Origin of the sequence: Bordetella genomosp. 10 (genome assembly GCF_002261225.1) — a bacterium.
In the GTDB taxonomy this organism is placed as follows: domain Bacteria; phylum Pseudomonadota; class Gammaproteobacteria; order Burkholderiales; family Burkholderiaceae_B; genus Bordetella_C.
This window is the reverse complement of record NZ_NEVM01000002.1, coordinates 1,105,817-1,126,692: the sequence shown is the minus strand read 5'-3', so window position 1 is coordinate 1,126,692 and position 20,876 is coordinate 1,105,817. Positions and strand designations below refer to the sequence as shown.

Annotated in this window: 17 protein-coding genes; 11 read left to right on the top strand and 6 right to left on the bottom strand. The window is 63.6% G+C overall.

The features are described from left to right. Nucleotides 1-109: 109 nt before the first annotated feature. The 3 genes from CAL29_RS14325 to CAL29_RS14315 form a co-directional block, all read right to left on the bottom strand. Nucleotides 110-1,108, bottom strand: coding sequence for a pyridoxamine 5'-phosphate oxidase family protein (locus CAL29_RS14325; protein WP_094853653.1), 999 nt, complete (start codon nt 1,106-1,108; stop codon nt 110-112). After that, nucleotides 1,105-2,178 carry an ABC transporter substrate-binding protein gene (locus CAL29_RS14320; RefSeq protein WP_179284028.1) on the bottom strand — a complete coding sequence of 358 codons (1,074 nt, stop codon included), beginning with the start codon at nt 2,176-2,178 and terminating at the stop codon, nt 1,105-1,107. The genes CAL29_RS14325 and CAL29_RS14320 overlap by 4 nt, the downstream gene beginning before the upstream one ends. A gap of 133 nt (nt 2,179-2,311) precedes the next feature. Continuing rightward, on the bottom strand, nt 2,312-4,237 hold the full coding sequence (locus CAL29_RS14315) for a rhodanese-like domain-containing protein (RefSeq protein ID WP_179284027.1): 1,926 nt from the start codon (nt 4,235-4,237) through the stop codon (nt 2,312-2,314). Nucleotides 4,238-4,371: 134 nt separating this feature from the next. Here CAL29_RS14315 and CAL29_RS14310 point away from each other — a divergent pair, with 134 nt between their 5' ends. Further along, complete coding sequence (locus CAL29_RS14310) at nt 4,372-5,028, top strand: TetR/AcrR family transcriptional regulator (RefSeq protein WP_094853650.1); 657 nt, start codon at nt 4,372-4,374, stop codon at nt 5,026-5,028. 15 nt (nt 5,029-5,043) lie between these two features. Here CAL29_RS14310 and CAL29_RS14305 read toward each other — a convergent pair whose 3' ends face one another. Continuing rightward, a complete protein-coding gene (locus tag CAL29_RS14305) occupies nt 5,044-6,039 on the bottom strand; it encodes a tripartite tricarboxylate transporter substrate binding protein (RefSeq protein WP_094853649.1) in 996 nt (331 codons plus the stop codon). Between the two features lie 276 nt (nt 6,040-6,315). Here CAL29_RS14305 and CAL29_RS14300 point away from each other — a divergent pair, with 276 nt between their 5' ends. From CAL29_RS14300 to CAL29_RS14255, 10 genes are all read left to right on the top strand, one after another. Next, nucleotides 6,316-7,857, top strand: a complete 1,542-nt coding sequence (locus CAL29_RS14300; protein WP_094853648.1) for an MFS transporter — start codon at nt 6,316-6,318, stop codon at nt 7,855-7,857. Then, nucleotides 7,755-8,342 carry an ABC transporter permease subunit gene (locus CAL29_RS32190; protein WP_143277665.1) on the top strand — a complete coding sequence of 196 codons (588 nt, stop codon included), beginning with the start codon at nt 7,755-7,757 and terminating at the stop codon, nt 8,340-8,342. The genes CAL29_RS14300 and CAL29_RS32190 overlap by 103 nt, the downstream gene beginning before the upstream one ends. 291 nt (nt 8,343-8,633) lie before the next feature. Continuing rightward, nucleotides 8,634-9,872, top strand: a complete 1,239-nt coding sequence (locus CAL29_RS14290; protein ID WP_094853646.1) for an acyl-CoA dehydrogenase family protein — start codon at nt 8,634-8,636, stop codon at nt 9,870-9,872. A gap of 2 nt (nt 9,873-9,874) precedes the next feature. Further along, nucleotides 9,875-11,371 (top strand): FAD-dependent oxidoreductase, encoded by a 1,497-nt coding sequence (locus tag CAL29_RS14285; protein WP_256977457.1) that lies wholly within the window; start codon nt 9,875-9,877, stop codon nt 11,369-11,371. A 140-nt stretch (nt 11,372-11,511) separates the two neighbouring features. Further along, nucleotides 11,512-13,080: an ABC transporter substrate-binding protein gene (locus CAL29_RS14280; RefSeq protein WP_179284026.1), complete on the top strand. Its 1,569-nt coding sequence runs from the start codon at nt 11,512-11,514 to the stop codon at nt 13,078-13,080. A 24-nt stretch (nt 13,081-13,104) separates the two neighbouring features. Then, a complete protein-coding gene (locus tag CAL29_RS14275; RefSeq protein ID WP_094853644.1) occupies nt 13,105-14,022 on the top strand; it encodes an ABC transporter permease in 918 nt (305 codons plus the stop codon). Continuing rightward, a complete protein-coding gene (locus CAL29_RS14270) occupies nt 14,015-14,929 on the top strand; it encodes an ABC transporter permease (RefSeq protein WP_094853643.1) in 915 nt (304 codons plus the stop codon). The genes CAL29_RS14275 and CAL29_RS14270 overlap by 8 nt, the downstream gene beginning before the upstream one ends. A 12-nt stretch (nt 14,930-14,941) precedes the next feature. Next, a complete protein-coding gene (locus tag CAL29_RS14265; RefSeq protein WP_094853642.1) occupies nt 14,942-15,985 on the top strand; it encodes an ABC transporter ATP-binding protein in 1,044 nt (347 codons plus the stop codon). After that, on the top strand, nt 15,982-16,968 hold the full coding sequence (locus CAL29_RS14260; protein ID WP_094853641.1) for an ABC transporter ATP-binding protein: 987 nt from the start codon (nt 15,982-15,984) through the stop codon (nt 16,966-16,968). Before CAL29_RS14265 ends, CAL29_RS14260 begins: the two co-directional genes overlap by 4 nt. Before the next feature lie 87 nt (nt 16,969-17,055). Next, nucleotides 17,056-18,435, top strand: a complete 1,380-nt coding sequence (locus CAL29_RS14255; protein ID WP_094853640.1) for an LLM class flavin-dependent oxidoreductase — start codon at nt 17,056-17,058, stop codon at nt 18,433-18,435. Nucleotides 18,436-18,515: 80 nt separating this feature from the next. On the opposite strand, the gene CAL29_RS14250 is transcribed toward CAL29_RS14255, so the two are convergent. Both CAL29_RS14250 and CAL29_RS14245 read right to left on the bottom strand, forming a co-directional pair. Continuing rightward, a complete protein-coding gene (locus CAL29_RS14250; protein ID WP_094853639.1) occupies nt 18,516-19,550 on the bottom strand; it encodes a LacI family DNA-binding transcriptional regulator in 1,035 nt (344 codons plus the stop codon). Nucleotides 19,551-19,647: 97 nt separating this feature from the next. Continuing rightward, nucleotides 19,648-20,865 carry an acyl-CoA dehydrogenase family protein gene (locus tag CAL29_RS14245; RefSeq protein ID WP_094853638.1) on the bottom strand — a complete coding sequence of 406 codons (1,218 nt, stop codon included), beginning with the start codon at nt 20,863-20,865 and terminating at the stop codon, nt 19,648-19,650. Nucleotides 20,866-20,876: the final 11 nt, after the last annotated feature.

Below are 20,876 nucleotides of genomic sequence, written 5' to 3'. Positions count from 1 at the left end.
GCCACGCGGCGCGATGTCCCAGCGGCCAGCAGGCCGTACGCCAGAAACAGGACGCACGCTTGAATAAGATCACGCCATTCACACACATGGCTGTCGATTCCCTGGGAAACTAGAGTTCTACATCCTTGGTCCGGGCCCGCGACGACAACTGCCAGTTCGGGGGGATCATCCCTGGACGGACCAGGACCTGGAGCACAGTGACGCGGACTTCCGCATTCACATTCAAACCTTCATCCAGGCCATCACGCACCGGCTCGTCCGGGTCCAGGACGATCGTGGCGTGCCCCTGAATCTGCAGGACCGCACCGCTGCGAAAGTCCGGAATAAGAAGACCGCAATTGCCGTCCACCAGCAGATTGCCCAGCGTATTGAAGTACCAATTGCCCCGATACTCGGGCCAGCTGAGTACGCCGCCATCGATACGGATGAATCCGGGCCTTCCTCCCCGATGAGAGACGTCGATGCCGTCATCGATATTGGCGGCGTCTCCCGGTTGACTGCGATAGCCGCTGGCGATGAAGAAGGTATCGGCGGCCTCGACGGCTTGGCGGACCGCGGGGGACGCCAAAGTGGCTTGCCGGACAGGCGCCCACACCGTCACGTTGGGTGCCTCGACCGGACCTGGCGTACGGGGCCAGATGTACTGCGGACAGTTGTTGTAGGACTGGACGACATCGACGCGCAGGCCTGTGGCCGTCGATCGAGCAACCGATCCGTTGACGCGTATCCGTCGGCGCTCGGCCAGGACGATACCCAGCAGCCCCACCGATGCTCCCTGCTCCAACCCTGCGCCGGCAGGATCGATCCCGGCGGGCCTGGCGCCGATGTCCAAAACGACATCGCTGCGGGGAACGACGAAACCCGGCGTCCCGAAAACCATCGTCGCCCACAGCCGGCCCTGTCCATCGCGCGCCCCGATGATGAGATAAGACAGGCTGCGCAGGAACTCGGCATGGACGCCGGTCATCGCGGGTTGGATGGCACGCCGGCCATTTTGCGATACCCGCTCGCGTACGCCGAAGTGAAGCTGCAAGCGCCGCTCCCCCGAGTGGAATACTTCTCCCTCGATCGGCTCGGCGCCGGGCGGATCAGCGTCCAGGGAATTCACGGTGTCACTCCGCGCGCCCGAGCGCGGATCGCCTCGGCATCGAACTGGTTGAACTGCTTGACGAAAGCATTCGTGAACAGGCGATCCACAGGAACCTTGTCAGACGCGAACTCGCCGTTGACGGCCATCTGATGAACGTATTGCCGAATGACGGAAATGTCGAACTCCCCTTGCACGCGTGGCGTGCCATCGGGGTAGGTCAGGAATCGTGCCAGCCAGCGCCGGGTCAGTTCCAGGGAGTGATCCTTGCCCGCCCGAACGTCGGCCTCGGCCGGTCTGGCTTCAGGGTGGGCGCGCCAGTAGGCTGCGACACAAGCGGGCACATTGGCGGCGCAGGCGATGCGCGCTTTGCTGTATGCACGACCGAATCGGACGATAAGATCCGGCCGCGATTTCAAGGTATCGGGATGGACCACGAAACCATTGAGCGACATCGCGCCATAAACGCCGGGCAAGGGAATGTGCCTGATCGGGTTACCCGACAACTCGAACATATCGTTCCAGTCCCGATTGAAATTCAGTGCGTCGACCTTGCCCCGCTTGAGCGCCGTGAACCCGGCGTTCAGCGCGCCGACGGGGATGATCTCGTATTCGTCGCGCTTGATACCCGCGTCTTTGAGCACCGCGCGTGTGCTGGGAATATTGCCCCAGGTCAGCGCTCCCACGCCTATCTTGCCGTTCTTCAGATCCTCTACGCGATGTATCGGGGAATCCTCCAGTACGGCGAATTCCAGTGTATTGACGGGGATCTGGTTGTAGACATAGACCAGCGGCAGGTCCTGGCCCGCGGCGAATGCCTGCAGGATGGACTCGGGACTCGGCAGACCCGTGAAGATGGATTTGGCTGCCACCTGGGGAATCACCGCGCCGGCGCCGTTGAATACGATGGTCTTGACCTGGATGCCCTCTTCCTGCCAGATGCCCAGTTGCTGGGCAAAATCCCACAAGCTTCCATTGGCAGGCGTGGGCGGCAGCGTCAAGCCTACCGTCACCTCGTCCAGGGCATGTGCCGGGACGGCGCTGATGCCCAGCACCATTCCCAGGGCATAGCGGGCCAGCCGGTTTTTCATTCGAAGAGAAGCTCGTGTCTTCCGCATCAGGCGGATAGTCGACACCAAAAACACTCGATAGGCAGGAAAGTTCATGAATCCGCTCGCGTTCAGGAGAAAGGCTATCGGGGACTGCCGGCATCACCGGCCGGCGTCAGGGTTGTGCTACGGGTCTCGCGAGAGCCGCGAGCACACCCTCGTTCAATTCGGTCTCCCCTGCGTCGGACAACTGCCGGATCAAACCTGCCTCCCACTCCAGGTAACGGATGAAGGCCTCGTGTCTCTCCTGAGGATCGGTCAAAGAGTGAGGGCCACGCCAGGCGTCATGCGCCGACGGCGGCGCGGCCGTAGTCAACGCACGGGAGAAAGCAGGATGGAGTTCCGGCTGCTTGAGCGCCGGCGTCGCGCCCGTGACCAAGGGCGTCGCGGACGACGGCCGCCACAGGGAAACGTCATGACGGCCCAATGCCGCCAACCACGCGCCGATGTAGGCGGCTCGCACGCCATCCCAGTCGACCAGAACGAGCCGCGCGCCCCGTACGGGCGCATACGCGTCGAGCGTATGGATCAACTGCCCTCCGGGCGCATTGACCGAACCGGCCGCATGACCGGCTTCGAACTCCCCTGGCAAGCGGATATCGAAAAGATAAACCGATCCATGGAATTCTTCGCGCAAGCGCGCCAATGCGGCATCGTCCACGACGTCCAGTCCCGCGCGACGCGCGACGCTGGTGGCACGGACTCTTTGCTCCGCCAGCCGCCGCGCAGCCTGCTCGGGCCGCTCGTCATGGGAGGGAAGCGGCAGAAAGGCCTGCTGGTCCGACTTCAGTTCTCCACCTTCCAACTCCCAGCTCATGGTGCCGTTGCGCAAGGCGTAGACACGCTGCGGCACTCCGGCCGCGATCAAGGTCTGCGCCGCCACCAGGCTGCGCGCACGGCCCGCGCAATGGACCACGACTGTCAGGGACGGAGCCAGATCCAGCGCCGGCAGACGCAACGCCAGGTCCGCCGCGGGGCAATTGATCGAGCCGGGTATCGAATAGCGGCGATACTCGTCGAACGGCCTGACGTCCAACAAAAACAGCGGCCGTCCTTCGGCCCGCCACGCATGGAATTCGGCCACGTCGACCTCGGGAATACCCAGAACGCGCTGTGCCTGCTCCGCCAGCGCCTTGCCTGGCACATGTACTCCCTCGAACAAGGGATAGCCGGCAGCCTCCCAAGCCCCGGTCCCCCCGCGCAACACGGAAACGCTCCCATAGCCCAGGCGGACCAGGGTGGCGGCCGCCAGATGGGCCAGTTCCTCGTTGGCGTCCAACACGACGACAGGCGTTTCCAGGCCAGGAACGAGCCGGCCGATCCGTGCCACCAGGTTGGCCAGGGGAACGTTGCTGGCGTGCAGCAGATGGCCAGTGGCGTACTCGGCCTCCGTGCGCACATCCACCAATGCCAATTCACCCGCGCCCTGCGTCCAGCCGTGCAATGTCTCGGGCGTCACCAGCGGATGCCGGATGCGCGTCGGCACGGGCACCGGTACGGGATGCCCGCCAGCCACGTCGTCGTACCGCACACGGTCGAACATCAGCTCCTGGCTGAGGCCATAAAAGTGCAGATGGAGCGCGGGAGCGGCACCAACGATCTCGGTGCTATGCAAGTCCTCGGGGGCCAGGGCGACCACCTGCGCAGGGCCGACCGTGACTGTGCGCGACGCCGACAGCTTGACCTCGCCCGGCGTGCCACCCGGCGTCCGGCGATAGACGACATTCTTCTCCTGACCCCGGATGCCGGCGATGACCGCCCACGTGGTGTGGTCGTGCGGCAGCTGTTTACGGCCCGGGACGCTGGCCGACACGTAAAGCGCAAAGGCCCCGTCGGCGTCTTCGGCAAGACGATAAAAAGTGGTAACGCGTTCGAGATCGACAGGAAACTCGTCGAACGTGAACCACGCTGCATTTGCGGCCAGGCGCGCCAGGTCGGCGCTGATCTGCGACAGATCGGGTATGCGGCCATCCCGTGCATGGGTCGACGCCCGAGTTTTTGCAAGCAGTTCACGCACGGCGTGTGCGCGCTTGTCCAGCAAGGACGGCCCCCCCGCATCAACACTGCCAGGCCGGCCGGTACCCGCACTCGTTAAGGTCTCTGCTATCATCGAAAACAATACGTACGTGTGGAATAAATATCCGGGCAATACGCCCCGAAAACGGAATCACGTCCATGACCACGGAAGAAACCGACGGCCGCCGCCTGCGCGGCGAGCGCTCGCGCGCCCACATCCTCGATCACGCCATCGCCATTGCCTCGATCGATGGATTGAGCGGGCTGACCATAGGACGCGTGGCGACCGAGGCCGGCGTGAGCAAGGGCAACATTACTGTGCTGTTCGGCGACAAGGAGGCCTTGCAGATCGCCACGCTGGACCGCGTCATGGAGCAGTTCCGCAGCGCGGTTGTTGTCCCCGCCTCGACCAGGCGCACCCCGTTGGACCGTCTGCTGGCCTGGGTCGACAACTGGTTCGCGTTCGTGGAACAACGCGTGCTGCCGGGCGGCTGCTTTCTGAATTCGGCGAGCAGCGAGTACCGCGCGCGCCCAGGCCAGATCCGCGATGCCATCAATCACTACCGCCATGCGGGCCAGGCCCGTCTGCAGGAATGGTTGGAGGCCGCGCGCCAGGCGGGCCAATTGCGCGACGAGACCGACGTGCCGGCCCTCGCATTCGCGCTGCTGGCCTTTCAGGCCAGCGCCAATGTCGCGTCGCTGATGGGCGACACCGCCCAATTCAAGCTCGCCCACAACCAGTCGCGGCGTCTTCTTCTCGAGCACGGCCACAGCCGCCCACGCAGCGCCCGCCGCAAAGTTGCCGCTACGCGGTGACAGCGCCGTACGCATTCAGACCAAGTCCTTGATCGACCGGCTGGCAACGATCTGTTTCCACCGGACTTCTTCTGCACTGACCAGTTTCGGGAAGCCGAGCGGGTCGACCGGCAGTTCCGCGTACATCTGGCGATAGCGCCGCTGGATATCGGGATCGGCCAGGGCCTTGCGGGCGCTGCGCGCCAGCACCTCCAGCACGGGTGCAGGCGTACCGGCGGCAGCGAAAAGGCCGGACCACGGCGTCACCACGGCGCCGGCATAACCCGCCTCCCCGAGCGTGGGCACTGCCTGCAACTCCGGCAGGCGCCGCTCCGAGACTGTCGCCAGCACCCGCAGTCGTCCTGCCTCGACCTGCGGCAGCGCAAGCTGCACGCTGAGAAAGGCGAAATCCAGGCGCCCTCCCAAAAGGTCTGTGACGTAGGGAGGCGAGCCCTTGTAAGGCACCACCACGGCATCGATACCGGCCTGTTGCAGGAACAGGCTCAGCCCCAGATGAACGGAACTGCCTACCCCCGCATGCGGTGAGGAAAGCTTGCCGGGCTGCCGCCTGCCGTCACGAATCAGGTCATCCAATGTCTGCCAGGGCGCGTCGCGATTGACGACGATGACATTCGGCGGTGCGCCAAAACTGGCAACGGGTATGAAATCCTCCGTCTTGTACCGTGCTTGAGGATCAATCAGGGGATTGAGCACGACGAACATGGCGCCGGACAGCAAGGTGTAGCCGTCGGCATGCGCTTCCTTGACCGCCATGGCGCCGATCGAACCGTTGGCGCCTGGACGGCTGTCAACGATGACCGACTGCCCCCATTGCTGCGCCAGACCATCCGCGAGTATGCGCGTGGCGATTCCATTGGGGCCGCTGGTCAGATACGGCAGCACGATCCGGACGGGCTTGTCGGGGTAAGCGGCGACAGCCTGGGCCTGGCGTGGCGCGCCAGCCAGGCTGGCGAGCGCACCGGCGGCGCCGGTGACAAGCAGGCGGCGGCGCATTTGGTCGAAGGAGTTCATGTAGGCGAGCGGATATCGTTGGAAAACCCTATTCGCTAGGGCATGGGACCTGTCCGCATCACGTTGCGAACGCACGCAAATATTAATCTAAGCATACGAACGTTTTTATACTTATCCAGAATGACGTAATCACCGGAATCATCCGGCGGCAGCGTGAAACCCAGCGAGGCGGAAGGCGCTTTCCTGCATGCGCCGAGTTCCCCACAGAGGGGCTTGTCGATTGACTAGACCATCATTTTATATATACGATCGGATGTATATTTTTGAGAGAAAAGCATGTCTATCGGCCACCCAAGCAATGTCTCGACAACATCGCAGACCGACGCAAACCGCCCCCACGTCCAACGACGCTGGCTTGCCTTGGCCGTATTGCTGACCGGCAATTTCGTCACCATCCTGGATCTGTTCATCGTCAACGTCGCCATTCCCAGTCTGCGCGACGGCCTGGCGGCCAGTGACGCGCAGGTCCAGCTGGTGCTGGTCGGCTACGCCGCGGCGTATGGAATCTGCCTGATGAATGGAGCGCGCCTGGGCGATCTATACGGTCGCCGTCGTATTTTCCTGGTCGGCATGGCGATATTTACGCTCGCATCGGTGCTGTGTGGCTTGAGCTTCAGTCCAAACCTCCTGATCGGCAGCCGCGTTCTGCAAGGCGTGGGGGCGGCCTTGCTAATGCCGCAGGTCCTGGCGTCGACGCGACTGCTGTTCGAAGGCGACGAACGGCGCAAGGCGTTCGGCATCATGGGGGCGGTCCAGGGCGTAGCCGCTTCCATATCCCAACTGGCGGGCGGATGGTTGATCGAGCACGCTCCTCTGGGAGAGGGATGGTGCATGGTCTTTCTGATCAATCTGCCGGTGGGGCTGCTGGCGCTGTGGGGCGGCTACACAGTGTTGGCAAAACTTCCTCCTGGCCATGCCCCGCGGCTGGATCTGGTTGGCGCCGCCACCAGTGCGCTCGGCCTGGGCCTGATTCTTGTCCCCGTGATGGTGGGGCGCGAGAGCGGCTGGCCAGCGTGGTCGCTCACGCTTCCCTGGCTCGGCGTGGCCGTGCTGGCCGCTTTTGTCCGGTACGAGCGCAACCTACGGGGGCGCAAAGGTTCGCCCATGCTCGATGTGACGCTCTTCCACAACTTGGCGTTCTCTCTAGGCGTTCTTGCAATCTTCCTGTTCTATTCCGCTATCAGCTCTTTCTTCCTGACGCTCACGTTCCTGCTGCAAGCGGGATTGCACTTGGGCCCTCTCGCGGCAGGTATCGTCTTCACGCCTTCCGCCGTTGCCTTCTTCTCCGGATCGCTGCTCGGGCCTCGCGTGGCCGCGCGCATCGGCCCGTGGGCGCTTCTATTGGGCGTGATCTGCTTCGGCGCCGGGCTCGGTTTGTCCGCTTTAATCGGAACGTACGCGCCGCGGCAGCTTGGTTGGCTCTCCCTGTCGGTCGCCGTCAACGGTCTTGGCCAGGGCCTGGTCATTCCCCTGGCCCTGAACGCCTTGCTGGGGCTGGTTCGCGATGAGCAAGCGGGCGTCGCAGCCGGTGCGGTGGGGACGTTGCAAACAGTCGGTACGTCGGTGGGGGTCACCATCGTCGGCATGCTGCTGTTTTCAGCCCTGGACCATGGCGCAGACGGTGGCGGCGCGATGCGCTTGCCGGCCGTCCTGCCGGCTGCCGAGGAAGCAAGCCAGACCGCGGCCCGCTACGGTCATGCGCTGGCACACGCGACATTGGCCTACAACATTCCCGCCACTCTGGTGGGGCTGCTGTTGTTTGCCTATGCGCTGGTCGCGCATCCCAAGCGATCCGCGCACCGCGCCTCCCAAGGCTGATCTTTTCGGCGCAACATCAATTTCGAAAATTCGAAATCAATAAACAAATAGCAAGAACTTGGTTCGGGCGGCCGGGTGGCGGCCGGCTTCATCCTGGCCTCCCTCACCGCGTTTGTGCTGGTGCTGGGCATGGTCGCCGTCTTGGTCTGGCCGCGTTCTTCGAGCCGCTTTTGATCGTGGGGTTGACGGTGCCCGGACTGGTGTGGGCCATCCTCTGCATCATCTGGTTCGGCATCAGCGCGGCAGGCTCGGCCATCGCGGTCGCCATTTCCATCGCGCCCGCCATCTCGTTCAACCTGATCCAAGGGGTTCGGTCCATAAACGCCGAGCTGCTGGAAGTCGCGGCGATGCCGCGGCTGCCACTGGACGTGCGCCTGCGCCGGCTCTGGTTGCCCGGCTTGTTGCCAGTTCGTCGTGGTCATAGCCATGCTGGCCCCCTCCCCCACATCACCGTACGTGCACGGCAACCACCTCGGATTCCCTGACCGCCGCCATCCCCCTTTCTTCTCGCCGAAATTGAAACGTTTTTAATTCCGTTGCCGAATTAGTTAACGCCATAAAGGTAGTGGACCATTCGACCGGCGTTGTAGGAGACTATTCGACGATCTCTCAATAAAAACGTTTTTGACGATGTCCCTGTCTCTCGTGATCGGAATCACGGCGCCTGTCGCCGCATCCGGCACCAGCCTCGGTATCAACACCAGGACCTGCGCATGCGCGCCGACGCGCGGCGCGCCGGCAGCGGCGTGACCGTCAGAGCCGATCGCCGCCACTAAATGCCAAGCGACATCACCGTGCCAAGCAACATCACCGCATCCCGGCAGGACGCCATGCCCGCTTCCTTCTCCCCACCGCTCTCGGGCGATGTCAAGCGATTGAGCCAGCTGGAGCAGCTGGTGACATCACGCTTCCCTGCGCGCGAGCGGGCAAGCCACCAGCATGCCTCGCTGCCGGTCGACAATCTGCGGGATCTGCATGACGCGGGATGGTTGCGCAGCACACTGCCACCGGCCTACAGCGGCGCGGATAGCCATCTATACAGCGAAGATAAGGCGACCTACCTGCAGGCCATCCGGATCGTCGCGCGCGTCTCTCCGGGAACGGCTCACTGCCTGCAAGTGCATAATCACGCGGCGTGGGCCATCGCGGAACTGGGCACCCCAGAGCAGCGCGAGCGCTTCTTGCGCCCCATGACCGAGAAACTCCACCTGGCGTCCTTCATCGGCAGCGAGCCCGGCCTCCAGGTCGGCGCTCAGGCCTTCCAGACGATCGCCACAAAAGGGCCTCAAGGAAGCTTGCGCATTTCCGGCCGTAAGTACTACGCGACCAACGGCGTCGAAATGGGCCTGGGTCTGGTTTTCACATCACTGAAAGACGTCGAGGGCGGCATGGCCGCCAATCACCAGATGGTGGTCGTAACCCCCGATATGCCTGGCGTACGCGAAGAAAAAGGCTGGTACCAGCCAAGCGGCATGCGGGTAGCGGAAAGTCCGCAAGTGCATCTGGACGATGTCCATATTCCAGCCAGCCACATCCTGGGGCCCGCCGGCGCGTACCCGAACGGCCGGTGGCAAGGCCGCTTCCACCTCGGCTTCACGGCGACCTATCTTGGCGCGGCTGAAGGCATCCTGCGATGGGCATTGGCCTGGATCGGACAGATTTCCCAGAAGAAGGCCGATCCTTATGTCCAATGGCACGTAGGCCAGGCCCAGACGGACCTGTATGCGGCCCAGTCCGCTTTCGAAAGCGCGCTGCGCGCATGGCAACATGGCAGTGTCACGAATGCGGAACTTGCATCCATGGCCGCCAAGTCCATTTGCGCCAGGACGGCCCAGTCGCTCGCGGACAGCTTGTCGAAGCTGGTGGGATCCACCGCCTTGTTCGACGAACACCCGCTTGGCCGGCTTACGAGAGACCTGCAGACACATGTACTGCATGTCGGTAATGACCGCACGTATCAAACCCTGGGGCAGGCCGGCATGGGCCAGCATTTCGACTCGACTCGCCAGAGATGAGCATGTCGGCCCATTTCGACGTCGTCGTCGTTGGTTATGGCGCCGCGGGCGCCGCGGCGGCGATCGCCGCGCATGACGCGGGCGCCCGCGTCCTGATCGTCGAAAAGATGCCGTATCCCGGTGGCTTGTCCGTGGTCTCGGCCGGCGGCGCCCGGATCGCCTACGATGCGGACGCCGCGGCACGATACCTGATCGCGACCTGTGGGGGCCGCACACCACCGGACGTGCTCCGACGGCTCGCGCAAGGCATGGTCGAACTTCCCGGCTGGATGCAGGCACTCGCCAAGGAGGTCGATGCGTCCGTCCGCGTGTTTCCCGCCCTGGGCAACTACCCTTTCGAAGGGTTCGACCAACTTGGCTATGTCGAAGTCGATCGGCTGCAGTCCGATGCCACCCCCCTGCCGCCTACTTTCTACTCCAACGCCGGCACGAATTTTTTCGGCCTCCTGCGCCAGTGCGTCGAGCGCCGCGGCATCGAGGTCAGGCTTGGCACCGCCGCCAAAAGCCTGCTGCGCACGGCGTCAGGCGTGCACGGGCTGCGGATCGAACATGAGGGGCAAAGCGAGACCGTGGACGCCCGCGGCGGCGTGATCCTGGCGTGCGGCGGATTCGAGGCCAATGCGCAGATGCAAAGCCAGTATTTTGAAGCGACCGGCACTCGCCCTGCCAGTTTTCTGGGCAACACGGGCGACGGCATCACCATGGCCCAGGCGCTGGGCGCCGACCTTTGGCATATGTGGCACTTCCATGGTCCTTACGGTTTTCGGCATCCGGATCCGGCATTCCGGTATGGCCTGTATGCCAAGAACTTTCCAATGTGGACGCCCGGCCATCATCCTGATCCCTTGCCCCCCGTGCCGTGGATACTCGTGGACCAGCGGGGGCGGCGTTTCGCCAACGAGTACGAACCCTATCCCGGCGATACCGGTGTCAGGCATTTCGCGCATTTCGATGCCGCCAGCGCGGCGCACAGCCGCTTGCCGGCCTACTTGATCGTCGACCGGAAAGGCTTGGAGATGTATCCCCTGGGACGTGCCATTGCCAACGATCCCGCGATGACGTATCGCTGGAGTGAAGACAATCTGGCCGAGGTGGAGCTGGGTATCCTGCGTCGTGCCGAGTCGCTGCCCGCCTTGGCCACTGCCCTGGGCATGGATCCGGTCATGCTTGAAACCCAGGTACGGCAGTGGAACGCGGCGTGTGACGCTGGCCGCGACGACGCGTACGACCGCCGGCCGGAGACGATGCTGCCGTTGCTGCACGCGCCCTACTACGCCGCCGAGGTCTGGCCTCTGGTCATCAACACGCAGGGCGGCCCGGTCCACGATGCCCACCAGCGCGTGATCGACGTGCGCGGCGAGCCGATCGAAGGCCTGTATGCCGCGGGTGAACTGGGCAGCGTGTTCGGCCACATCTACCTGGCCGGCGGCAACCTTGCCGAATGCGTCGTCGGCGGGCGCAACGCCGCGCGCCATCTGGCGCACCGGCTTGAGCGATGACGCCGATCGCGCAAGCGCAGCGGCGGCGATGGTCCTTCATTCAACTCGCTTCGCTTCTATCCATATCATGCTTTAGTAGTTGTGCATGACCTCATGCCAACACAAAATCGAAACGTTATTAACCCGATATCGGTACGTCCATGTCCACACTTTCGCAAGTCAAAGCTTCCGGCTTCCGCCTCAAATCCCTGATTGCGGTCGGCGCTGCGGCCATGGTCCTGCTCAGTGCCGGCCCCGCTCATGCGGTGGGTGGCAAACCCGCCGTCGACAAGAGCACGCTGGTGGTCGCGCTGCCTGCCGAGCCAGGCAATCTGGACCCCCAGGTCGCGCCCAGCGTCGACTCGGCCAAGTTTGCGTGGAACGTGTTCGATACGCTTTATGGCTTCGACCGCACGGGCAAGCTGGAACCTCGCCTGGCCACGGACCACAAGGTCAGCGCGGACGGACTGGTGCATACGTTCACGCTCAGGGAAGGCGTCAAGTTCCAGAATGGCGCGGCCTTCACCTCGGCCGACGTGAAGTACTCGATTGAAAGAATCATCGAACCGGCGACCAAGAGCACGCGCCGTCCCTACTTTGCACCCACTGTCGATAAAGTCGAGACGCCGGACGACAAGACCGTGATCATCCGTCTCAAGCAGGCCGATGGCGCGTTCATCAACAAAGTGGCGGGCTACCTGTATATCGTGCCAAAGGCCTATACCCAGGGCCTGGCTACGCCGGAAGCTTTCGCGCAGGCGCCCATAGGTACCGGGCCTTATCGCATCGTCGGACACGAAGTGGGCCGTTCGCTGGAACTGCAGCGCTTCGACGGCTACTGGGGCAAGGCCCCCGCGATCAAGACCATACGTTATCGCTTCATTCCGGAGCCGAGCAGCCGCGTGAATGCCGTACTATCCGGCGAAGTGGACCTGGTGACCGATGTCGCGGCATCCGATGCCGAGCAACTCAAGACGCACGAGGGAATCAGCGTGACATCGATTCCCGGCGGCAGCCCCCTGCATGTGCGCATCTACTCGAAAGAACCCGGCACGCCGCTCAGCAAGCCCGACGTCCGGCTTGCCTTGAACTACGCAATCGACAAGAATGCGCTGATCAAGAGTGTTTATCGCGGACGGGCGGCCACGCTCAGCTCCACCATCCCGTCGAGTTACCCCTACGGGTCCAATCCTGATCTACAACCCTACCCCTACGATCCGGCGAAAGCCAAGGCGTTGTTGGCCAAGGCCGGTTACCCGAAGGGGTTCCAGACATCGGTGTACTTCCCGGCGGCGTTCCCCCGCGCGCTTGGCGAGGCGGTCGTGGCCTACTGGGGCCAGGTCGGCATCAAGGTTCAGCTGAAGACCCTCGATTACGTCGCGTTCAACCGGATCAACAACGTCCATCAAAGCGGTCCGCTGGCTTTCTCCGAGTTCGGCAATGCGATCTACGATCCGATCCATGTCATTGGCGGCTCGGTCTCCAAGGACGGCACCTGGTCGGATTACTACAACCCGGAGGTGCAGAAGCTGATCGACGAGGTTGACGGCGTGTCCGACCTGTCCAGGCGCGATGCATTGTTCAAGCAGATCCTGAAATTGACGCACGACGATGGCCAGGCCGTGCTGCTCGCGGAAGTCTTCCTGAACTATGCCAAGGACTCCACGCTGCAATGGGATCCCCAGGTTGCCGGATGGAGCCTGAACTTCCGCGACGCATCCTGGAAGTAACCGGGTCCGCGCGCGATCCTCATCATGTACGCATACATCCTGAAGCGGCTGGCTCAATCGTTGGTTACCGTATTGTTGGCGGTCGCGGTGATCTTCGTCATCGTGCGCGCCGTGGGCGATCCTACCCAGATCCTGCTGCCTCCGGAAGCCACGGAGTCCGATCGCCAGGTGCTACGCGAACAAATGGGATTGAATCGGCCCTTGGCGGTGCAATTCGTGTCTTATCTTTCTGACATTGCACACGGCCGGCTTGGCATGTCCTATCGATATTCCAAGCCGGCCGGAACCGTCGTGTGGAACTCCCTGTTTCCGACGTTGCTCCTGGCGGCGACCTCGCTGGCGCTGGCGCTGCTGCTGGGCATGTCCCTGGGCGTGGCGAGCGCCGTCTGGCCTGGCAGCGTGATCGACCAATTCGGCAAGTTGTTCGCCGTCCTCGGCCAGGCCGGCCCGCCTTTCTTCTTCAGCCTGATCTTCATCAAGCTGTTCTCCCTGCGGCTGGGCTGGTTCCCCACAGGAGGCTACGGCACGGCCGCCCATCTGGCGCTGCCCACGCTTGCCCTCGGCTGGTACGCCGCCGCGGGGATCGCGCGCCTGACGCGATCCAGCATGGGCACGGCCTTGCATTCCGAATACGTGAAATTCGCGCGCATCAAGGGCGTACCCGAGCATGTGATCGTATTACGCCATGCGCTGCGCAACGCATTGCTGCCCGTCCTGACCTTCGTCTCGCTGCAGTTTGGCATCCTGCTTGGAGGCGCGGTTTCAGTCGAGGTGGTTTTTGCGTGGCCAGGACTCGGCCAACTGCTGCTGGATTCCATCAACAACCTGGACTACACCGTCGTACAGGCGGCGGTATTGCTGATCGCGGTGAATTTCGTGCTGCTCAACCTGGTCGTCGACCTTCTGTACGCCGTCGTCGATCCACGCATCCACTATGGCTGATCCTCACCTTTCATCGTCCAGCCCGCAACTGCGCCAGTATGCCGCGGATCCCGCGGAACCGGACAACGGCGCCATCCGGCGCAGCCGCCGGTGGCTCGCACGCGCACAGTTCTGGATCGCGCTGTCGATCTTCGCTGGCGTGCTGACATGCGCGCTCTTCGCACAGTGGATCGCGCCCTTCGATGCGCTGTCGATCGCGCCAGGCGACAGCTTCCTACCCCCATCCGGCCTGCACTGGTTCGGCACCGACCAGCTCGGGCGGGATGTCTACGCGCGCGTCGTGCAATCCGCACAGATCACCCTGATGATCGCAGCCAGCGTGGTCGCCTTGGCGGGGATCGCCGGCAGCCTGCTGGGAATCATGGCGGGCTACTTTGGCGGCATCGTCGATGCCGTGGCCATGCGTCTTGCGGATCTCCAACTGGCCCTGCCCGCCGTGATACTGGCCATGGTGCTGGCGGGCGTGGTCGAAGCCAGTCTCGGCAATCTGGTGATCGTGCTGGCGCTGTCCAGCTGGGCCCGGTTCGCCCGCGTGGCACGAGGAGAAGTGCTGTCCCTTCGAACGCGCGACTTCGTCTTGCTGGCGCGTCTCGCCGGGGCATCGCGCCGGCGTATCATGCTGCGCCACCTGGCGCCCGGCGTCCTCGGGACCTTCATCGTATTGGCCACCCTCGACGCGGGCACCATCGTCCTGTTCGAAGCCACGCTGAGCTTTCTGGGCCTGGGCGTGCAGGCGCCGCTGATCTCGTGGGGCGGAATGATCGCGGAGGGCCGCGGCTTCCTGAACAATGCGTGGTGGGTGTGCGTGTTCCCGGGCGCCGTGCTCATTGCCACGGTACTCGCCTTGAACGTCTTGGGCGACGCCCTGCGGGATCGGCTCAATCCCGTCATTCCACAATCCTGGTAAGCAGGAATCCCCATGAGCGATATACTCGACGTGCGCGACCTGACCACGCAATTGATTTCCCGCAACGGCCTCGTCACCGCGGTGGATCACGTCAATCTCAAGGTGCGGCGAGGCAGCGCACTGGCCCTGGTCGGAGAATCGGGTTCGGGAAAGAGCATGACCTGTTCGTCGTTGATGGGCGTACTGCCAGCCAATGGCCGCGTCGTGTCGGGGCAGGTGCTGTTCAACGGCGAGGACCTGCTGAAGAAAAGTGCGCGCGACTTACGGCAAATCCGGGGGCGGCGGATCGGCATGGTGTTGCAGGACGCCATGACGTCATTGAACCCCCTGATGACGATAGGGGACCAGATCGCCGAGGTCTTCCGCTATCACCATGGCATCAGAAATCTCGCGGAACTGCGCCGGCGTTCCATTGAGGCGCTCGAAGCCGTGAAGATACCCGCCGCCAGCGAGCGATTGGACAGCTATCCATTCCAGTTCAGCGGCGGAATGCGGCAACGCGTGTCGATCGCCATCAATATCGCCTGCGCGCCCGACCTGCTTTTCTGCGACGAACCAACGACAGCGCTCGACGTGACCGTGCAATTGCAGATCCTTGCGTTGCTGCGTGAACTCCAGCAGCAACGCAATATGAGCATCGTTTTCATCACCCACGATCTGCGCCTGGCCTCGCAGTTCTGCGATGACGTCGCCATCATGTACGCCGGACGCATCGTCGAGCGGGGGCCTATCGGACAGGTCTTCCGCCAACCTGTCCATCCTTACACGGAAGCCTTGCTGCGCGCGGCGCCCGCGCTGGGCACCAGGCACGAACGTCTGCTCACCATACCCGGGGCCCCCTCCTCGCCGAACGCGCGCGGTCCAGGCTGCCGCTTCGCGCCTCGCTGCCCGGAGGCCGACGAACGCTGCCGCCTGGCCTTGCCGGATTGGTTCGCCTGGCAGGATGAGCGGCGCGCGGCCGCCTGTTGGCACACACCACAACGCCTGGATGCGCCTGTCGTGTGGCGTGGCCCCGGCACCTGGGACATGGATGCGCGATTGGAGGCCGCGGCATGAGCCTACCCTTCATTTCCGCGAATGCGCTGCGCAAGGAGTACCGGGTCCGACGCAATCCTTTCGGCAAAGGCCGGACGTTGCACGCGGTCGCCGGGGTTTCGTTCGCCCTGGAACAGGGCGAGACATTCGGCCTGGTGGGTGAATCCGGCTCAGGAAAAAGCACCATTGCCAAGGTACTGCTTGCCGCCGAGCCCGCTACCGCAGGCTCGATCCACGTAGCCGGGCATGTGCTCGACGCAGGCAAGCGAGTCGACCGGCAGTTCCATCGGGACGTCCAGCCGGTTCTGCAAGACCCCTATTCATCCCTAAATCCCCTCATGCGCATCGAGCACATCGTCGACGAGCCGATGCGCGTCCATGGCTTGCACCGGGGTAAGGCCTTGCGCGGCAAGGTGCATGAATTGCTGGATCTGGTCGGCCTGACGGCGGAGATGGCCCGGCGGCATCCTCACGAGTTGAGCGGCGGCCAGCGCCAGCGCGTCGCCATCGCACGCGCACTCGGCGTTCAGCCCAAAGTACTGGTGCTCGACGAACCTGTGTCGGCGCTGGATGTGTCCATCCAGGCTCAAGTGCTGAACCTGCTGCGCGACATGCAGACGGAACGCGGCCTGACGTATTTATTGATCTCGCACGATCTCGCCGTCGTGGCCTATATGAGCACCAAGGTCGGCGTACTGTATCTGGGCGAGCTGATGGAAATCGGCCCGAGCGAAACGGTGGTCGGCTCCGCGCGTCACCCTTACACCCAAACGCTGATTACCGCGAGCGAAAGCCGCGTCGACGCGTCGGCGACCGTCGCGGGCGAAATCCCCTCGCCTATCGATCTGCCATCAGGATGCCGATTCGAAGCGCGCTGCATCCACGCAACGGCGCGTTGCCGCACGGAAAAACCACTATTGCGTCCAGTTTCCCAGGACCATTGGATAGCATGCCACCTTGATATCCCGGCGCTCTCCGCGCCCCCCTCGCGGACGGCTGCCTGAGATAAACAACGCCGCCGTGCGGACGCCGACCGTCTAACCACCGCACGGGCCCGCCGGCCGGGCCCGTTGCGCACATCGCCATAGATCATGTCCAGACAAATCCGAATCAATGCTTTCGCCCTGGCAGCGCCATCTCATCTCTCTCCCGGTCTCTGGCGGCACCCGCGCGACCGGTCGAGTGAATACAACACGCTGCGTTACTGGACGGATCTGGCGAGCATTGCCGAACGCGGAAAATTCGACGGCATCTTTCTCGCCGACGGCATCAGCCTCTACGACGTCTACAAGGGCAGCAGCGAACCGGCTGTCCGCCTGGGTGTGCAGTTCCCCCGCCTGGATCCCATCCTGCTGGTCTCGGCCATGGCGCACGTAACCCAGCACCTAGGCTTCGGCATCACCAGCAGTGTGACCTATGAGCCCCCATATCTTTTCGCGCGCCGCATGAACACGCTAGACCACATCACTCAAGGACGGGTCGGGTGGAACATCGTGACCAGCTTTGGCAATAGCGGCACCAAGGCATTGAAAGGAGAGGACGCCAAACCGCATGGCGACCGCTACGCACTGGCCGATGACTATCTGGATCTCGTCTACAAGTACTGGGAGGGCAGTTGGGAGGACGCCGCCGCCGTGAGGGACCGCGCCACCGGCGTGTTCGCGGACCCAGGGCTCATCCACGAAGTCTCCCACCATAGCGCCAATTTCAAAAGTGAAGGGATCTTCATCGCGGAGCCCTCGCCCCAGCGTACTCCCCTGCTCTACCAGGCCGGAGCGTCCACCCGGGGGCGGGAGTTTGCCGCTCGCCACGCCGAATGCGTGTTCGTCAGTGGCCCGACCAAGAAGGTGGTCGGTGACCTCGTCGCCGATGTGCGCCGTCGCGCTGCCGATAATGGGCGCGATCCGCGAGAAATCCTGTTCTTCGCGTCCATCAAGATCATCCCGGGCAAAACCGAGTCCGAGGCCGTCGCGAAGTACGAAGACTATCGCCAGTACGCAAGCGTGGAAGGGGCGGCGGCGCTGTACTCCCGCTGGAGTGGGATAGACCTCGCTCAATACGACCTCGACGAGCCATTGCGACACGAAGAAAGCAATCACATGCAATCGGCCGTGGAGTCTTACACGACCGCGGATCCCGGGCGGACCTGGACTGTGCGGGACATCCTGGAAGCCATCGCGTTAGGTAATCGCGGCAGCACGCTGCTGGTGGGCTCGCCCTCGGAGGTCGCCGATGGACTGCAATCCTGGGTGGACGAGACCGATGTCGATGGCTTCAACCTGGGCTATGTGCTGGCGCATGAGAGCTTCGCGGATTTCGCCGAACTGGTGGTCCCGGAGCTGCAGCGACGCGGCGTGTATAAAAAGGCCTACCGCGCGGGAACGTTGCGGGAAAAGCTCTTTGGCCGCTCGCCCCGCCTCGGCGACTCGCATCCCGCGCACAAGCACCGCCGCCCGGGGAACGCTGCCTAGCGCAAGTCCGCCCCGCGGTGCGAGCGTTTCCGTTGCGGCGCTGCCCGATGAATATCGGGCAGCGCTGTCCATAATCTCGACTACGATGCCGACCGGGACGATCTTCCCCGGTAAGGCGCGCAGGACTGGCCCAGTACGAGTTCAGACTCGACGGTCAAAGTGCGGCAAGGCGCATCGCGCGCCTTGATTCGTTCGATCAGCAGCTGGCTCACCAGCCGGCCGGACGACTCCACGTCCCAACGTACGACCGTCAGGGGCAGAACGGAAAACTCAACGGCGTCCGTGGGCCCCAGCCCGATAGCCGATATGTCCCCCGGGATCGAAAGGCCGGCAAGCCGTGCCGCCTTCAGCGCCCCGCCGAGCATCCTCGTACTTGGCGCGATGACGGCCGTGGGTGGATCAGGCAGCCGCAGGAGTGCCTGCATGTCATCGGCGCACCGATAAAGCCACGACTCCACCGGACGGATCAATCGCTCGTCGACCTCCAACCCAGCCGCGGCGTGGGCCTGACGGTAGCCTGCGACACGTTCGATCCCGGTGCGTAGCTGAAAGCCTCCGGTGAAAAGCGCGATGCGCCGATGCCCTAGCGAAAGCAGGTATTCCACGGCTTGCCGCGCGCCGCCGCGCTGGTCGACGTGTACCGTGTCGCGCAAGCCATCCGCATCCCGACCGTAGACGATCAAAGGCGTCTTGCTGCGTCCGAACGGACCTTTGGCGAAATCGGGCCCTTCGACACTTGGCGTCGCAATGATGCCATCCACGCCGTGGCCTTCGAAGAAGCGCAGCAATTCCTGCTCGCGCTCGATGCTGCCACGCGAACTTCCCAGCAGCAACATATAGCCCTGCGAATTCAACTCAGACTCGACCGCGCCGACGAAGGTGGAGTAAATGGGGTTGCGTATCTCGGGCACCATGCAACCCACGATCTGGCTCACCCCCAGCCGCAGCCCGCGCGCATGCACATTCGCCCGATAACCCAGGCGCTGCACCACGGCCAACACCTTGGCTCGCAATACGTCGCTTACGTTGTCGCCGCCATTGAGCACCCTGGACACACTGCCGATCGAAACTCCAGCTTCCCGCGCCACGTCGCGCACCGACACACTCTTGCTCATGGAAATCGATAATCAAGAAATTTATTGATACCAGTTTACTCGTCGTGAAGCGGGGCGCGGCGTCAGGCAAGCGCCCGACGACACCGCGTTCGCGCGCTCAGAACGTCCGGCCTTCCACAAGGTGCGTCTTCGTGCCATTGAGCACGTACTCGCCGACCACCCTCGCCTTGTGATGCAAGGGATTGTGGCTGAAGATCGTACGCAGATTGCGCCAGTGCCTGTCGAAGTTGTACTTGCGGGACGTCATCGACGCACCACCGGCGTCGAACAGACGCTCACCCGCCTTCAGGGCCAGCTGGGCCACGATGAGTTGCGTGCGCGCGGTAGCCAGGGCGCCCTGCAGCACTTTCTCATCGGCATCGGCGTCCGCATGGAAGATGGCGTCCGACGAATGTCCCAGGACACGTGCATTCTCGTACACCAAGGCGTCGATGGCATGGCTTGCCGCGGAGAGCTCACCCACCACCTGCTGTATGAATCCGTCCTCGCTCGCGGTGGACGCGCTGCTGTACAGGACGGGCCTGCCATGGGCTCTCACGTAGGCGGCGGCATCCGACGCGAGGTTGCGCACGATGCCGGCCGCCACGGCCACCAGGTGAAGTTGGCGGTAGGCCCCGCCATGGCGTACCGCCAGCGACGGCTCGCCCTTGCCAAGGACCTCGGTGGCGTCCACCCGGACGTTTTCAAAGACAACGCTGCCGCTCGCGGTCATGCGCTGGCCCATCCCGTCCCAGTCGTCGACGGGCCTCACGCCCTCCGCCTTGACGGGAATGACGGCCATGACACCCTTGCCTTCTTCATCCACGAAGTTAGCCCTGATGTAGTCCGCGTAGGCCGAACCCGTCGTGTAGTACTTCTGGCCCGTCACCCGATAGTGATCCCCTTCCCGCCGCAGGACGGTCTCGATCTGGCCCGCGCGCGCCGTGCCTTGCTCGCCGGAGGCGCCGCCATAGAGCGCCCCGTCGACCAGACGCTGAACCTGCCGATCGTGGAAAGGCGTGCGCGGCGCCAGCCGCATGGACTCGACGACATCGAAGTGCACCCGCAAGGCATGCGCGACATTGGACTCGGCTGCCGCCAGCGTCGTCACCACATGGATGGCGTCTTCCAGGGACCCGCCAAGCCCGCCGCGTTCGACCGGGATGCGCAAGGCGGCCAACCCCGATGCCCGGAAGGCGTCGAAGGCCGCGTAAGGCAGTTCGCGCCTGACCTCGCGCTGCGCTGCGTCAATGCCTATTTCCCGCGCCAATGCGGGCAGACGCGCCAGCGCCTCGGGCAGATTATCGGAGGAATTCTGTCGGGCAACGGTATTCATTACTGCGATCC